We start from the raw sequence: 16,249 nt of genomic DNA, 5'->3' as shown, positions 1-16,249 counted from the left end.
AAACATGGGAATGACAATGACTCAAAAAATCTTAGCAGCTCATGCGGGATTGGAAGCTGTAAAAGCTGGACAATTAATTGAAGCAAATCTTGATTTAGTATTAGGAAATGATATTACAACGCCAGTTGCTGTAAATGAATTTAAGAAGTTTGGAACAGATAAAGTATTTAGCAAAAGCCAAATTGCTATAGTACCAGATCACTTTACCCCTAACAAAGACATAAAGGCAGCAGAACAAGTTAAATATATTAGAGAATTTGCTCAAAATATGGAGATAGAAAATTTCTTTGAAGTAGGAGAAATGGGAATTGAACATTGCTTACTTCCTGAAAAAGGTCTAGTAGTTGCTGGAGATGTTGTTATAGGAGCTGATTCACACACATGTACTTATGGAGCACTTGGGGCTTTTTCAACAGGAATAGGATCAACTGATATGGCAGCTGGTATGGCTACAGGAAAGTGTTGGTTTAAGGTTCCATCTGCTTTAAAATTCGTACTTAAGAATAAACCAGCAAAATGGATAAGTGGTAAGGATATAATCTTACACATAATCGGAATGATTGGTGTTGACGGTGCTCTATATAAATCAATGGAATTTGTAGGTGATGGCTTACAATATCTTTCAATGGATGATAGATTTACAATGGCAAATATGGCAATAGAGGCTGGTGGAAAGAATGGAATTTTCCCAGTTGATGATAAAACAGAAGAATATTTAAAAGATCATGCTTCTAGAGAATGGAAGGTTTATGAAGCTGACGAAGATGCAGAATATGATAAAGTATTTGAAATTGATTTAAGTGAATTAAGACCAACAGTTTCATTTCCTCACTTACCAGACAATACAAGAACAATTGATAATACTGGGGATGTAGCTATTGATCAGGTTGTAATTGGATCATGCACAAATGGTAGGATTTCAGATTTAAGAATAGCTAGAGATATCTTAAAAGGAAAGAAAGTTAAAAAGGGCATCAGATGTATAGTTATCCCTGGAACTCAAAAAATTTATTTACAAGCAATAAAAGAAGGAATAGTTACTGACTTGGTAGAGGCTGGAACTGCATTTTCAACACCGACTTGTGGACCATGTTTAGGTGGACATATGGGAATCTTAGCTAAAGGTGAAAGATGTGTATCGACAACAAATAGAAATTTTGTAGGAAGAATGGGGCATGTTGAGTCAGAAGTATATCTAGCAAGTCCAGCAGTGGCAGCAGCGTCTGCTTTAACCGGAAAAATAACTGATCCTGAATTAGTGTAGGAGGTATTTAGTAATGAGCGTAAAAGGTAAAGTATTCAAATATGGTGATAATGTAGATACAGACGTAATAATTCCAGCAAGATATTTAAACACTTCGGATGCTAACGAACTTGCTGCACATTGTATGGAAGATATAGATGTGGATTTCGTTAAAAATGTAAAGAGTGGAGATATAATTGTTGCAAATAAGAATTTTGGATGTGGTTCTTCAAGAGAACATGCACCTTTAGCAATTAAAACAGCAGGGGTTAGCTGCGTTATTGCATCAACTTTCGCAAGAATATTTTATAGAAATGCAATCAATATTGGGTTACCAATTTTAGAATGTGATGAAGCTGTAAAAAATATTGATGCAGGAGATGAATTAGAAGTTGATTTCTCAACAGGTCTTATTAAAAATTTAACTAAGAGCCAAGAGTATCAAGGGGAAGCATTCCCTGAATTTATGCAAAAAATCATCGATAATGATGGATTGATTGGATATATAAGAAATAGATAGAAAAACTGATTATTAAAAGAAGAATCAAATTAAACTAATATATTTTCTTAAGAGAAGGATACTAATAACTAGAATTAATAATTAAATTTTGATTAAAAAGCAATAAGAAATAGGCAATTATAAGAGGGGGATTATCATAATGAAATGTAATATAGCTGTAATACCAGGGGATGGAATTGGCCCAGAAGTGATAGATGAAACAATAAAGGTTTTAAAAGTTATTGGAGATAAATTTGGGCATAGATTTGAATATGAATATGTATTAGCAGGTGGATGCGCTATTGATAAAGAAGGAACTCCGCTTCCAGAAGCAACTTTAGAAGCATGTAAAAAAAGTGATGCAGTTCTACTCGGAGCTGTTGGAGGCCCTAAGTGGGATGATCCTACTGCTAAAATAAGACCAGAGCAAGCGCTACTAGGATTAAGGGGTGCATTAAATCTTTATTGTAATTTAAGACCAGCAGTACTATATGCTCCACTAAAAAATGAATCACCACTTAAAGATAGCATTGTTAAAGATGGGATAGATATCTGCATAGTTAGAGAATTAACAGGTGGAATTTACTTTGGAGAAAGAGGATTGGAAGAAGTAGATGGAGTAAAGAGTGCTTATGACACTGAAAGATATAATGTAAATGAAATAACTAGAATTGCTAAAATAGGATTTGAAACAGCAATGAAAAGAAATAAGAAACTTACAAGTGTAGATAAAGCTAACATATTAGAAAGTTCTAGACTTTGGAGAAGTGTAGTTAACGAGATGGCTAAGGATTATCCAGAAGTTGAAGTAAATCATTTGTATGTTGATAATACTGCTATGCAGTTAGTAAAAGATCCAAATCAATTTGATGTAATTGTAACTTCAAATATATTTGGAGATATATTATCAGATGAAGCAAGTATGGTTACAGGTTCAATAGGTATGTTACCTTCAGCATCGCTTGGGGAAGGAACTCTTGGAATGTATGAACCAATTCATGGAAGTGCTCCTGATATCGCAGGACAAGGAATTGCTAATCCGTTAGCAACTATTCTTTCAGCAGCAATGATGCTTAGGTATAGTTTTTCATTGGAGGAAGAAGCAAAATCTATTGAAAATGCAGTTTTAGCAGTTCTTGAAGATGGATATAGAACTGGAGATATAATGACTGAAGGTAAGAAGAAAGTTGGAACAATTGAAATGGGAAATCTAGTTCGCGAGAAATTAGAGGCAACAAAATAGAATCTAAATCAATTTATACATTGCTAGTTATCAAACAGAGATCATTTTATAAGCAAAGGAGTGAATAAAATGTTATTGACGGGGGCTGAAATATTAATAAGGTCATTGCTTGATGAAGGGGTAGAGACTATATTTGGATATCCAGGTGGGGCGGTATTAAATATATATGATGAGTTATACAAATATAAGGATAAAATTCGTCATGTTCTTACTTGTCATGAGCAGGGAGCATCACATGCGGCTGATGGATATGCAAGGGCCACTGGAAAAGTTGGAGTTTGTCTTGCAACTTCAGGACCTGGAGCTACCAACTTAGTAACAGGTATTGCTACTGCATATATGGATTCAATTCCAATGGTTGCTATTACGGGAAATGTGGCAAAGCCATTACTTGGAAAGGATAGTTTTCAAGAGGTTGATATAACTGGAATTACAATGCCTATAACAAAACATAATTATATTGTAAGGGATATTAATGAACTTCAGGACGTAATAAGGGAAGCCTTTTATATAGCTCAGGAAGGTAGACCGGGTCCGGTATTAATAGATATTCCAAAAGATATTACTGCTGAAAAAACTCAATATAATAAAATAATTCCTAAAGAGGTAATTAGAAAATCAGAGCATATTACAGAAAAATCATTACAGGAAGCTGTTGGGTTAATAAATCAAAGCAAGAGACCTCTTATATATGCAGGCGGAGGTATAGGTATATCTGGAGCAACATCTGAATTAATAAAATTTGCGGAAAAGATAAATTGTCCTGTATCAACATCGCTTATGTGTATGTCTGAGTTTCCAAATGATCATGAATTATATACTGGTATGATAGGAATGCATGGAACAAAAGCATCAAATATTGCTGCAACTAAATGTGATTTATTAATAACTCTGGGAGCTAGATTTAGTGATAGAGTTATAAGTAATCAAAATCATATAAAAAATGCAAAGATATTACAAATAGATGTTGATCCAGCAGAAATAAATAAAAATATAAAAGTCGATACATGTATAGTAGGAGATTTAAAGGTGGCACTGAATCAATTAATACCAATAATTGATGAAAAGAAAAATGACGAATGGTTGGATACTATAAATAATTTAAAAGAGAATAATAAATTAGTGCCATACTGTGACTTGACTCCGGAATTGTTCTTTGATAGGTTGAATAAATTAAATGACGGAAGTTTTATAATTTCTACTGAAGTTGGGCAACATCAAATGTGGACTGCTCAATATTTCAATTTTAAAAGTGAAAGAACATTTATAACATCAGGTGGACTTGGAACTATGGGATATGGTCTTGGAGCAGCAATTGGAGCTCAGATAGGCAGATTTGATAAAAGAGTATTTAATATTGCAGGAGATGGAAGTTTTGGAATGAACTGCAATGAATTAGTTACTGCTGTTAAAAACAATCTTCCATTAATTCAAGTTATTATGAATAACAATTGTTTAGGAATGGTAAGGCAATGGCAAGACTTCTTCTACGAAGGAAGATATTCTGAGACAACTTTAGATAGACCTACAGATTATGTTAAGCTTGCTGAAGCTTTTGGAGCTAAAGCATTTAGAATAACTCAAGTAGATGAAATAGACGATATACTTAGAAAAGCTCTGGATTCAGAAGGTCCAGTTCTTATAGATTATCTAATAAACAGTGATAAAAAAGTTTTTCCTATGGTTGCACCTGGTGCGCCAATTAACCAAATAATAAGTGAAGAAGATATTAATATTAACTAGGAGGTCATTAAAATGCCAAAAATGTATTATGAAAAAGACACAGATTTAAATTTATTAAGAGGAAAGAAAGTTGCTATAATAGGATATGGTAGCCAAGGGCATGCACATGCGTTAAATCTTCATGAAAGTGGAGTAGATGTTGTTGTTGGATTGTATAACGGAAGTAAATCTTGGGCTAAAGCAGAAGCAGCAGGATTGCAAGTTGCAACTGTTGCAGATGCGGCAAAAGCAGCAGATTTAATCATGATTTTATTACCAGATGAAAAGCAAGCAAAAATATATAATGAAGAAATTGCTCCAAACTTAGAAGAAGGAAATGCATTAGTTTTTGCTCATGGATTTAATATACACTTCGGTCAAGTGGTTCCACCTTCATACGTTGATGTATTTATGGTTGCGCCTAAAGGTCCAGGGCATTTAGTAAGAAGAACATATACTGAAGGTGCTGGAGTACCTTGTTTAATAGCTGTACATCAGGATGCAACAGGAAAAGCTAAACAATATGCATTAGCATATGCTAATGGAATTGGAGGAGCAAGAGCAGGAGTTCTTGAAACTACATTTAAAGATGAAACAGAAACAGATTTATTCGGAGAACAAGCAGTTCTTTGTGGCGGAGTTTCAGAACTTATCAAAGCTGGCTTTGAAACTTTAGTAGAAGCAGGTTATGCTCCAGAAAATGCTTACTTTGAATGTATGCATGAAATGAAATTAATTGTTGATTTATTATATCAAGGTGGATTAAGCATGATGAGATATTCAATTTCAGATACTGCTGAATATGGAGATTACCAAATTGGTAGAAGAATCATCACAGATGAAACTAAGAAAGAAATGAAGAAAGTTCTTACTGAAATTCAAGATGGTACATTTGCTAAGAATTGGTTATTAGAAAACCAAACTAATAGACCAGGATTTAATGCAAGAAGAAGAATGGAAGCAGAGCATCCAATTGAAAAAGTTGGTAAGGAATTAAGAGGAATGATGAGCTGGATTGATACGGCTAAAGTAGACTAATATTTAATTATATGTATTAGGGTAGCAGATTTTAAATCTGCTACTTTCTTTTTTTATGAATTTATAGTTTAGCAGAATCTGTGCATAACTATTGAAAGTAATAGAAATGCAGGGGCCACGAATTAGAACATGTTATTAACTCAGAAATATTTTATATGAGAAAAGTAATTTAAGTGGTATTATGATCAACTAAATGTTTAAAAAGTATATACAATAAACTTATATGCTATAGAATTAATAAAAATGAGAATATATTACATCCAAAAATGAAGTAAAAATGATATACAAGAAAAGTAAAATAGTGTACCATATCAGTATAAAAAATCGCGTAGTCTACAATGTTTTCGGTTGCGCGATTTTTTGTATTTTTAGGAAATTGAATTATAAAGGGGGAGAATAGAAAAAAGGACATTTCTATTTGGCACAAATTGTACCGTGGCATAGATATTGCTACTATAAGATATTATGGAATAAAAAGTATGAAAATAAACACATCATAATCACTAAGGTGCAAAATAATTATAGTATATCGTGGAGGGATTACATGCAAAGATTAATAGAACTTATTAATAGTGAGGATAAAAAGAATCCTTATACCGATCAAGAACTTGCAGAATTCTTATCTATACCAAGGCTAAAAGTAATACAAAAAAGAAATGAACTAAATATTCCAGATTCTAGGGATAGAAGAAAAGAACTGCTATTAGCAGATCTAAGAGAAATATTGAAAAAAAATATAAATTTATCGGAACGAAAAGTAACAGAACTAATGATGGAGAGAGGCTATAATATTTCACGTAGTATTATAAGTAAAAATATTAAAGACGTTATTCAAGAGATCAAAGGGGGAAATGAGTCTACACTTCCAAATGAAACTCTAGTGATTAAAGAAAAAGATAATAATAAAAATGAGGAAAGCTTTCAAAAACTTATAGGATATAGAGGGAGTCTTAGAAATAAGATAGACCTAGCAAAAGCGGCTATATTATATCCACCGAATGGACTTCACACCTTAATTTATGGGGGCTCTGGAGTTGGGAAAAGTGAGTTGGCGGAATGTATGTATGAGTTTTCTGTATTAAGTGGAGTAAAGTCTAAAGATGCCCCTTTCATAGTATTTAATTGCGCAGACTATACAGAAAATCCAAATTTGCTCATAGCCCAGTTGTTTGGAGTAATTAAAGGCGCATATACTGGGGCTAATTCAGATAAAGAAGGATTAGTTGAAAAAGCAAATGGGGGAATTTTATTTTTAGATGAAATTCATAGACTTCCATCGGAAGGGCAAGAGATATTGTTTTATCTTATAGATAAAGGAAAGTATAGAAGGTTAGGTGAAACTAATGTTGAACGAAAAGTAAACGTTCTTATACTGGCGGCGACTACAGAAAACCCAGAATCTAATCTACTATTGACTTTTAGAAGAAGAATACCTGTACTTATTGAATTACCTAAATTAACGGAAAGACCGTTATCTGAAAGATTAGAGGTCATAGTAATGTTTTTAACAAGAGAGGCCAGAAGAATTAATAGAAATCTCTTGGTTAAAAAGGATGTATTAACGTGCTTGATGATGTATAACTGTAAAGCTAATATAGGTCAATTAAAGAGCGATATTCAAGTTATATGTGCGAAGAGTTATGTAAAATATATGTTTAAGAATACAGATGAAGTTGTTATAGATATAGAAGATTTGAGTCTTTCAATCAAGAGTGCACTTTCAGAAGGCCAGAAAGAGAAGAAGCAAGTTAAAAATCTTGGAATAGATGACTTATATATAGATATAAAGAATGAACAAAAAAATAAAGATGAAATATACAAATATGTAAACGAAAACGAGATATATCACTATATAGAGGAACAATTTAAGAAGCTTGAATTAGAAGGAGTAAAAAATGAAGAGATGGATGAAATTCTTTTAGAAAAAGTTGAGAATAAGTTAGGTAAAATTATTGATAATAAAAAGATAACTAAACTTTTAAATATTAATGAGTTAAAAACAATAGTAAGACCAGAAGTTATAAACATAACAGAAGGAATTCTTGAATTAGTGAGGGAAAAATACAAATTTATAAATAATAGTTTTTTTATTGCCTTAGCAATCCATATTAATTTTACAATTGAAAGAGTAATGAATGGAAAAGTTATAACAAAATCAAATATTCATATGGAAAAGGCAACCATGGTACAAGAAATGAAAATTGCAGAGAAAATCAGAATAATGATAGAAAAATCCACAAAGTTAAAAATTCCAAAGGAAGAAACAACGTATATAGCAATTTATATAAAGAAATTCTGTTCAGATGTGTTTAATGTAAAACCAAAGGTTAGAGTAATCATAATAACTCATGGACATGTAGCCTGTGGAATTGCAGACATTGTTAATCAATTGTTGGGGGTGGAAGATACAGTTGGGATAGAAATAGCTTTAGATGAATCTCCAGAAAGCGGTATAGAAAGAACTATTGAGTTAGTTCAGGAAATAGATGAAGGACGGGGATGTTTACTACTTGTAGATATGGGGTCATTGGGAATGTTCTCAACAATAGTGGAAGAGAGGACTGGAATCAAAACTATGAGTCTAGCTAGAGTTGACACGTTATTGGCATTAGAAGCCGTTAGAAAAGCCTCTATAGAGGGAGCAAGCTTGGAAGATATAGTTGAAATGCTAAAGGAAGTTAAAGAATATAATGGTACGTTTAAGTCAGAAATAGCAGGTAAAAAGAATAAGAAAAAAGCAATAATAACTGTTTGTTTGACTGGGGAAGGAAACTCGCTAAGTATAAAGAAATACCTTGAAAGCCATCTGAAAACAGCTAACCATAGTATAGAAATTTTTGCAATGGGGCTTATTCGTGAAAAAGATGTGGAGGCTGAAATTACTAAGATGTCAAGTGAATACGATATTGTGGCAGTATGCGGAACAATAAAAGTAAATATTGCAAACATACCATTTATAGATTATGACAGTATATTAAATGGAAGTGGAATTAATAGATTAATCAAGCTTATGGAGATACAGTTTGATAATAAGGAAATGTTAGTTTATGAGAGGCTAAACAAGCTAATATATGAAGAATTTATTTTATTAAACTTAGACTGTGTATTTAAAGAAGAAGTCATAGATAAAATGGCAGAGTTACTTGAAGAAAAGGGATTTGTAAATAATAAGTTTATGTTAAATCTATATAAAAGAGAAGCAATGGGAAATAGTGTGTTTAATAAAGAGGTAGCTATTCCCCATGGACTTCCTGAAAATATAATTAGACCAGCTATAGTTATAGCAAAACTAAATAAACCAATCCAATGGGATAACGAAACAGCGGTAGATATAGTTTTTATGTTGGCACTTAAAGAAGACAATAGAGAAGAGATAAAAAAATTGTTTTATATGGTTAGAGAAAAAAACTTAGTAAACAACGTGCGTATAGCTCAATCTGAAAAAGAGGTAAAGAAATTGTTTTCATAAAATCAAAATATTCCAAAAGTTTGGCATGAGTCTTGCGATATAAATAGCCATAAAGGTTAAGTAAAAAATAGTGTAGTGAAAGGAGAAGTAATAATGGAACTAGTTAAGTTTATTAATGAAAAATTAATAAAAGTAAATTTACCATGCAAAGACAGAAATGAATTGTTCAAGATGATGCATGATGAAGCCTTTAAATATGGATATGTAGAATCAAGTTTTTTAGATGGCTTAATATCAAGGGAAAGCATTTTTCCAACAGGAATAAAACTAAATAATTATAGTGTTGCAATACCTCATACTGATGCAGTTCATGTCAAAAAGGAATTTATTGCAATAGTTGTACCAGAAAATCCAATACAATTTAAACTAATGGAAGATGAGAAACAGGAGGAAAAAGTAAATTTAGTATTTATGTTAGGACTGAACAAACCTCATAGTCAATTAGAAGTGTTAAGAGAGCTAATGGATCTTATACAAAGAGAGGATCTAGTAAAACAAATTATAAGAGCAACTAGTCAAGAAGACATTGAAAATATTTTGAATAAGTTACAAAGTGTATAAGGGAGGAATTAATTATGAAAAAACGTATTTTAGTGGCATGTGGGGCTGGAATAGCAACATCAACAGTGGTTTGTGACAGAGTGGAAAGATTAGTAAAGGAAAATAATATTGATGCAACTGTAACTCAATGCAAGATTGCAGAAGTGGGGTCATTAGAAGATCATGCGGATTTAATAATTTCAACAACTATTTTGCCAAGAGAATTTAAAATTCCAGCTATAAAGGCTACAGCTTATATTAGTGGAATAGGTACTGATAAGTTAGACGAAAAAATATTAAGCTATTTAAGATAACAAAGCTATAAATTACCTTTTTAATGATGTTAAGAAGGTAATTTAAATAAATAAAATAAAGGGAGGAAAAATGTCATGAATAATTTAATGGGAGTTATACAATATGTCCTAGGTCTTGGACCAACTGTAATTTTACCAATTGCTATTCTGATAATAGGATTAGTTTTTGGTATAGGATTGAAGAAAGCATTAAAAGCTGGTTTTACAATTGGAATTGGGTTTGTTGGCATAAATTTAGTAATTAATTTACTTACTGGAAGTCTAGGGCCAGCGGCACAACAAATGGTTGAAAGATTTGGATTAAAATTAACAGTACTAGATACAGGATGGCCGTCTGCAGCTGCAGGGGCTTGGGCTTCTCCAGTAGCAGCAATTTTAATACCTATAATCATGGGCGTTAATATATTAATGATATTAACTAAAACAACAAAGACTTTGAATATAGACATTTGGAATTATTGGCACTTTATAGCAGCTGGAGCAACAGGGTATATATTAACTAACAATTGGTTTTTCGCAATCTTCTGTGCAGTTCTCTTAGAAGTAGTAACTTTATTTATAGCAGATAAAACTGCCCCAATGATAGGAAATTTTTATGACTTAGAAGGTGTATCACTACCTACAGCCTCAACAGCATCTTTCGCACCTTTAGGATTTTTAGTGGGTTACTTAGTTGAAAAAATTCCGGGATTAAACAAAATAAAAGCTGATCCTGACACTATTCAAAAGAAATTTGGTATATTTGGTGAACCTATGATGATGGGAATAGTTATAGGTTGGGTACTAGGAATTTTAGCAGGATATGACATTGGTAAGACATTTAATATGGGAATAACAATGGGAGCAGTTATGCTTCTAATGCCAAGAATGGTTAAGATAATAATGGAAGGTCTAATACCAGTTTCAGAAGCAGCAAGAGAGTTTTTACAAAAGAAATACGGAGATAGAGAACTTTATATTGGATTAGATGCTGCAGTTGCAGTTGGGCATCCAGCAGTTATATCAACAGCACTAATTTTAGTACCAATTACAATCTTTTTAGCTGTAATATTGCCAGGAAATAAAGTATTACCATTTGCTGATTTAGCAACAATTCCTTTCTGTGTAGCATTTATAGTAGGATCAAGAAAAGGAAATATCGTGCACTCAGTTATAACAGGAACAATAGTAATGGCCATTTCATTATATATGGCTACAGATTTTGCACCAGTATTTACACAAATGTTGGCTTCAGCTCAATTTAAGATGCCAGAAGGTGTGGCATTAGTATCTAACATAGATACAGGTGGTAATTTGCTTAACTGGTTAGTACTAAAATTATCACAATTAGTTCAACCTTTATTTGGATAACAACGAAGTAATAAAAAATTTAATAGAATAAATAATTGTAGATTTATTTAAAGCAGGAGGTTAGCAATAATGAAAGCATTAACAAAAACAAATCCAGGATATGATCAAATGGAACTATTAGATATGCAGGAGCCAAAAGCTACTAAAAACTTTGTGAAAATAAAAGTAGAGTATAGTGGAATATGCGGATCAGATTTACATTCATTTAAAGGTGAATATGGAAATATAAAGACACCTGTAGTTTTGGGACATGAGTTTTCGGGAACAGTAGTTGAAGTAGGGGAAGAAGTTAAGGAAATTAAAATAGGAGATAGAGTAACAAGTGAGACTACATTTGAAACTTGTGGAACATGTGATTACTGTAAGAGTAAAGATTATAATTTATGTCCTTCAAGAAAGGGTATTGGAACTCAAGTAAATGGTAGTTTTGCAGAATATGTGCTATCACGAGAAGAAAGTGTACATGTATTACCTGATAATGTTAGTTTTTTGGCAGCCTCATTAACTGAACCACTTGCATGTTGTGTACATGCTGCTTTAGAGAAAACGACTATAGATAAAGATGATGTAGTTTTAATATTAGGACCAGGACCAATAGGATTACTTCTAGCTCAAGTAGTTAAGTCACAAGGTGCTAAAGTAATTTTAAGTGGAGTTACAAAGGACAAAGAAAGATTAGAGTTTGGTAAAAAATTAGGTGTTGATGTGATTGTTGATTCATTACAAGAAGATTTAGAAAAAATAGTAATGGAAAAGACTAATGGATATGGTGTTAATAGAGCGTTTGATTGCTCTGGAGCAGTTCCAGCTGTAAATCAGGGACTAAGACTTATAAAGAAAAAAGGTGAATTTGTTCAAGTAGGATTATTTGCAAATATTAAAAATCCATTAGACCAAGAAGCTATTATTCAAAGAGAGATTAAATACGTTGGATCTAGATCACAAAAACCAAGTTCTTGGATAAAATCACTAGAGTTAATGGAAGCAAAAAAAGTTGACCCAGAAGCATTGATAACAAAAATTGTAGATCTTAAGGATTGGAGATCTGGAATAGAGGCAGCTATGGAAGGTACAGAATTAAAAGTAGTAATAAGATCTTAATTACTTAGAAGGAAGTGTTATTTGTGAACGAAAATTTAAAAAAGATAGCGAACAATATAAGAATAAGCATTATTAAAAGTGTATCAGCAGCAAAATCGGGGCATCCAGGTGGTTCCTTATCAATTACAGATATTCTTACTGTATTATATTTTGAAAAGATGAATATAGATCCTCAAAATCCTAAGAATCCAAATAGAGATAGATTTGTATTATCAAAGGGACATTCAGCACCAGCGCTATATGCTACTTTAGCAGAAAGAGGATATTTTTCTAAGGAAGAACTTTTAGGATTAAGAAAGTACGAATCTAAATTACAAGGACATCCAGACATGAAAAAAATAATAGGTGTTGATATGTCTACAGGTTCACTAGGACAAGGGCTCTCAGCAGCAAATGGAATGGCTTTAGCAGGAAAGTTAGATGAAAGTTCTTACAGAGTTTATGCAATACTTGGAGATGGGGAAGTACAAGAAGGTCAAATATGGGAAGCGGCAATGAGTTCAGCTCACTATAAGCTTGATAATTTAACTACTTTTCTTGATCTTAATGGATTGCAAATAGATGGCTCTAATGATGAAGTAATGAGTATAGGTCATGTTGACGAAAAGTTTAGATCATTTGGATGGAATGTTTTAACTATAAATGGGCATTGTTTTGAAGAAATAGTTAAGGCAATAGATGAAGCAGCAGCTACAAAAGGTAAGCCAACAATGATAGTTTGTAATACGGTAAAAGGAAAAGGCGTTTCATTTATGGAAAATAACGTTGCATGGCACGGATCAGCGCCAAATGAAGAACAAACTATGAAAGCGTTAGCTGAATTAGAAGGAGGCGTAAGATAATGGGAATAGCAACAAGAGAAGCTTATGGAAAAGCTCTAAAGAAATTATCAGAAGACAGAAATGTTGTAGTATTAGAAGCTGATTTAGGAAAGGCAACTAAAAGTATAGAATTTAAAAAACATGCACCAGAAAGATATTTCGATATGGGAATAGCTGAAGGGGATATGATTGGAACTGCAGCAGGCCTTGCTACATGTGGAAAAATACCATTTGCAAGTACATTTGCTATGTTTGCTGCAGGAAGGGCATTTGAGCAAATAAGAAACTCAGTGGCATATCCAAATTTAAATGTTAAGATAGTAGCAACTCATGCAGGAATAACAGTTGGTGAAGATGGAGGAAGTCATCAAGCTATTGAAGATATTTCTTTAATGAGAAGTATACCTAATATGGTTGTATTGAATCCAGCAGATGCTATTGAGGCAGAAAAAGCAATATTTGCTGCGAAGGAATACTATGGACCAGTATATATAAGATTAGGAAGATCAGCAACTCCAGATATACACAGTGAAGACTATGAGTTCAAAATTGGAAAAGGAGAAGTCTTATTAAACGGTGAAGATATAGCTGTAGTTGCAACAGGATTGATGGTAGCAAAGGCATTAGAAGCAGCTAAAAAGTTGAGTGAGCAAGGAATAAACGCAACAGTTGTAAATATATCAACTATAAAACCTTTTGATAATGAATTAATTGTTGATATTGCGAAAAGAATAGGAAAGATTGTAACTGTAGAAGAACATAGCATAATAGGTGGATTGGGTTCAACAGTCGCAGAGTTATTGATTGAAGAACATCCAGTAAAGATTAAAAGAATTGGAATAAATGACGAATTTGGAAGATCAGGAAATGCTGAAGTTTTATTAGAAAAATATAATTTAACAGCAGCACATATAGTTGAAACAGTTAAGTCATTATTATAAGTCAAAATAAAGTAATAAATGAAGTAAGAATGGGGGATTGTAGATGGAAACAATAATTTCGCCATCACTATTATCAGCAAATGTATGTAATTATTCAGATGATTTTAAAGTATTCAACGAAAAAAATATTCAAGTCATCCATATTGACATTATGGATGGGCATTATGTTCCTAATATATCCATAGGATTAGATCAAGTGGCTTCTTTAAGAAAGTTAACCGATGCTGAGTTTGATGTTCATTTAATGGTCACAAATCCAGATGAATTTGTTGAAGCTTTAGTGGAAGCAGGTGCGAATAGTATTACTATACATTCAGAAGTTGCAACTCACTTGTATAAAAGTATACATTATCTAAAAAGTTTTGGGATAAAAGCGGGAGTAGCTTTAAATCCAGCCACACCAATAAGTTGTTTAGAACACGTTTATTCTCTTCTAGATAGAGTTTTAGTAATGTCTGTAGAACCAGGATTTGGGGGACAAACGTTCATTCCGTTTAGTTTGGAGAAGATAAGGAAACTTAATGATATTAAAAGCGAGAACAATTATGGATTTACTATTCAGGTAGATGGAGGAATAAATTTAGATAATATAGAAGATGTGATTAAGTCAGGAGCTAGAGATATTGTTATAGGTTCATCATTATTTAGAGAAAACTTATCAGACAATATTGATTCATTCAATCAAAAAATAATAGGCATCAACAATACCCCATAACTCATTAAGAATAATTAAAATATCAGGAGAATATTGCGAGTATTCTCCTGTTAATTTAACATCAATTATACTACTAGTCAGCATAAGTTTCAATTAATAAATATAGAAAGAAGATGAAGCGAATGAAAATTGCATTAGGTTGCGATCATGGTGGCATTAATTTAAAAGGAGCTATAAAAAAGCATCTTATATCTAAAAATATAGAGGTTGAGGATTTTGGAACTAATAGCAGTGAAAGTGTAAATTATCCTGAATATGCAATTAAGGTTTCTAAAGCAGTGATATCTAAAGAATGCGATTTGGGAATATTATGTTGTGGGACAGGAATTGGAATGTCAATTGCAGCTAATAAACATAAAGGAATAAGAGCAGCCGTCGTTGGAGATTGCTTCTCAGCTAAAATGACAAGAGAGCATAATAATACAAATGTTTTATGTTTAGGTGAAAGAGTAACAGGAGAAGGATTAGCACTTACAATTGTAGACACTTGGATAAATTCAAAATTTCAAGGTGGACGTCATTCAGAAAGACTTGCTTTAGTGGAAGAAATTGAAAATAAGTAAGTAACATTCAATAGTGAAAAAGTATTTATTAGTGTTTATTAAATATATTAAATTTATTGCAGTAGGTGTCTTATCATGAATTTTTGTTTTAGAGGGGAGTTATTATTATGCTACAAGAACTTAAAAAACTGCAAAGTGGAACTGATATAAGGGGAATAGCTATAGAATATGAAGGAGCTAAAAATCTTACACCTAATTTAGTGAATAATGTGGGATTTGGTTTTGTAGAGTGGCTTAAAAAAACTAAAGGATTCAGTAATAAAAATATAAAAATAGCAGTTGGCATGGATTCAAGGTTATCTGGACCAGAATTGAAAAAATCATTAATAGAAGCTTTAGTTGATTCTGGTTGCAATGTTTATGATTGTGGAATATGTACGACTCCTGCAATGTTTATGACAACTATATTAGAGAATTATTCATGCGATGGGGCTGTAATGATAACAGCAAGTCATCTTCCGTATTACTATAATGGATTGAAGTTTTTTACTAAAGAAGGTGGATGCGAAAAAGAAGATATTGAAAACATAATTGAATGTTCTAACTTAGCAGAAAAGAAATGTACTACTAAAGGGCTAGTTGAAACAATCTATTTCATAGATGTTTATTCAAATATATTAGTTGATAAGATACGAAAGAATGTAAATTCAAAAACAAATTATGAGAGACCTTTAGAGGGAACCAAAATAA

The 16,249-nt window shown here is 32.3% G+C and carries 14 protein-coding genes and 1 pseudogene; all 15 read left to right on the top strand.

The window, feature by feature from the left end; translation table 11 throughout:
• Window positions 1-4: 4 nt before the first annotated feature.
• Entirely contained in the window at window positions 5-1,264 is a 1,260-nt protein-coding gene (gene leuC, locus L1S46_RS20405; RefSeq protein WP_238900823.1) for a 3-isopropylmalate dehydratase large subunit, read from the top strand.
• A 13-nt stretch (window positions 1,265-1,277) separates the two neighbouring features.
• Window positions 1,278-1,763, top strand: a complete 486-nt coding sequence (leuD, locus tag L1S46_RS20400) for a 3-isopropylmalate dehydratase small subunit (RefSeq protein ID WP_011967567.1) — start codon at window positions 1,278-1,280, stop codon at window positions 1,761-1,763.
• 139 nt (window positions 1,764-1,902) lie between these two features.
• A complete protein-coding gene (gene leuB, locus L1S46_RS20395) occupies window positions 1,903-2,985 on the top strand; it encodes a 3-isopropylmalate dehydrogenase (RefSeq protein WP_011967568.1) in 1,083 nt (360 codons plus the stop codon).
• A 69-nt stretch (window positions 2,986-3,054) separates the two neighbouring features.
• A complete protein-coding gene (ilvB, locus tag L1S46_RS20390; protein ID WP_238900822.1) occupies window positions 3,055-4,728 on the top strand; it encodes a biosynthetic-type acetolactate synthase large subunit in 1,674 nt (557 codons plus the stop codon).
• A 12-nt stretch (window positions 4,729-4,740) separates the two neighbouring features.
• Entirely contained in the window at window positions 4,741-5,745 is a 1,005-nt protein-coding gene (gene ilvC / locus L1S46_RS20385) for a ketol-acid reductoisomerase (protein ID WP_011967570.1), read from the top strand.
• Window positions 5,746-6,289: 544 nt separating this feature from the next.
• On the top strand, window positions 6,290-9,214 hold the full coding sequence (locus tag L1S46_RS20380; RefSeq protein WP_238900821.1) for a sigma 54-interacting transcriptional regulator: 2,925 nt from the start codon (window positions 6,290-6,292) through the stop codon (window positions 9,212-9,214).
• 93 nt (window positions 9,215-9,307) lie between these two features.
• Window positions 9,308-9,775, top strand: coding sequence for a PTS sugar transporter subunit IIA (locus tag L1S46_RS20375; RefSeq protein ID WP_017209665.1), 468 nt, complete (start codon window positions 9,308-9,310; stop codon window positions 9,773-9,775).
• Window positions 9,776-9,789: 14 nt separating this feature from the next.
• The gene (locus L1S46_RS20370; RefSeq protein WP_011967573.1) at window positions 9,790-10,068 is read left to right on the top strand and encodes a PTS sugar transporter subunit IIB; all 279 of its coding nucleotides are present in this window, start codon (window positions 9,790-9,792) and stop codon (window positions 10,066-10,068) included.
• Between the two features lie 75 nt (window positions 10,069-10,143).
• Complete coding sequence (locus tag L1S46_RS20365) at window positions 10,144-11,418, top strand: PTS galactitol transporter subunit IIC (RefSeq protein WP_017209664.1); 1,275 nt, start codon at window positions 10,144-10,146, stop codon at window positions 11,416-11,418.
• Window positions 11,419-11,487: 69 nt separating this feature from the next.
• Window positions 11,488-12,519 carry a zinc-binding dehydrogenase gene (locus L1S46_RS20360; protein WP_011967575.1) on the top strand — a complete coding sequence of 344 codons (1,032 nt, stop codon included), beginning with the start codon at window positions 11,488-11,490 and terminating at the stop codon, window positions 12,517-12,519.
• Between the two features lie 23 nt (window positions 12,520-12,542).
• Window positions 12,543-13,361, top strand: coding sequence for a transketolase (locus L1S46_RS20355; RefSeq protein WP_238900820.1), 819 nt, complete (start codon window positions 12,543-12,545; stop codon window positions 13,359-13,361).
• Window positions 13,361-14,281 carry a transketolase family protein gene (locus L1S46_RS20350; protein ID WP_011967577.1) on the top strand — a complete coding sequence of 307 codons (921 nt, stop codon included), beginning with the start codon at window positions 13,361-13,363 and terminating at the stop codon, window positions 14,279-14,281. The genes L1S46_RS20355 and L1S46_RS20350 overlap by 1 nt, the downstream gene beginning before the upstream one ends.
• Before the next feature lie 43 nt (window positions 14,282-14,324).
• On the top strand, window positions 14,325-14,996 hold the full coding sequence (rpe, locus tag L1S46_RS20345) for a ribulose-phosphate 3-epimerase (protein ID WP_017209662.1): 672 nt from the start codon (window positions 14,325-14,327) through the stop codon (window positions 14,994-14,996).
• A gap of 122 nt (window positions 14,997-15,118) precedes the next feature.
• Window positions 15,119-15,559 (top strand): ribose 5-phosphate isomerase B, encoded by a 441-nt coding sequence (gene rpiB, locus L1S46_RS20340; protein WP_038457044.1) that lies wholly within the window; start codon window positions 15,119-15,121, stop codon window positions 15,557-15,559.
• A gap of 107 nt (window positions 15,560-15,666) precedes the next feature.
• A pseudogene (locus tag L1S46_RS20335) lies at window positions 15,667-16,249 on the top strand (phosphomannomutase/phosphoglucomutase); the annotation flags it as partial.

It is taken from the genome of Clostridium sp. YIM B02500, from assembly GCF_022324665.1.
Classification (GTDB): domain Bacteria; phylum Bacillota; class Clostridia; order Clostridiales; family Clostridiaceae; genus Clostridium; species Clostridium beijerinckii.
This window is presented reverse-complemented; position numbering and strand designations above follow the sequence as displayed.

Bases quoted from the DNA above. Each gene is read 5' to 3' on its own strand.
- leuC (WP_238900823.1), top strand. From the start codon at position 5: ATGGGAATGACAATGACTCAAAAAATCTTAGCAGCTCATGCGGGATTG.
- leuD (WP_011967567.1), top strand. From the start codon at position 1,278: ATGAGCGTAAAAGGTAAAGTATTCAAATATGGTGATAATGTAGATACA.
- leuB (WP_011967568.1), top strand. From the start codon at position 1,903: ATGAAATGTAATATAGCTGTAATACCAGGGGATGGAATTGGCCCAGAA.
- ilvB (WP_238900822.1), top strand. From the start codon at position 3,055: ATGTTATTGACGGGGGCTGAAATATTAATAAGGTCATTGCTTGATGAA.
- ilvC (WP_011967570.1), top strand. From the start codon at position 4,741: ATGCCAAAAATGTATTATGAAAAAGACACAGATTTAAATTTATTAAGA.
- L1S46_RS20380 (WP_238900821.1), top strand. From the start codon at position 6,290: ATGCAAAGATTAATAGAACTTATTAATAGTGAGGATAAAAAGAATCCT.
- L1S46_RS20375 (WP_017209665.1), top strand. From the start codon at position 9,308: ATGGAACTAGTTAAGTTTATTAATGAAAAATTAATAAAAGTAAATTTA.
- L1S46_RS20370 (WP_011967573.1), top strand. From the start codon at position 9,790: ATGAAAAAACGTATTTTAGTGGCATGTGGGGCTGGAATAGCAACATCA.
- L1S46_RS20365 (WP_017209664.1), top strand. From the start codon at position 10,144: ATGAATAATTTAATGGGAGTTATACAATATGTCCTAGGTCTTGGACCA.
- L1S46_RS20360 (WP_011967575.1), top strand. From the start codon at position 11,488: ATGAAAGCATTAACAAAAACAAATCCAGGATATGATCAAATGGAACTA.
- L1S46_RS20350 (WP_011967577.1), top strand. From the start codon at position 13,361: ATGGGAATAGCAACAAGAGAAGCTTATGGAAAAGCTCTAAAGAAATTA.
- rpe (WP_017209662.1), top strand. From the start codon at position 14,325: ATGGAAACAATAATTTCGCCATCACTATTATCAGCAAATGTATGTAAT.
- rpiB (WP_038457044.1), top strand. From the start codon at position 15,119: ATGAAAATTGCATTAGGTTGCGATCATGGTGGCATTAATTTAAAAGGA.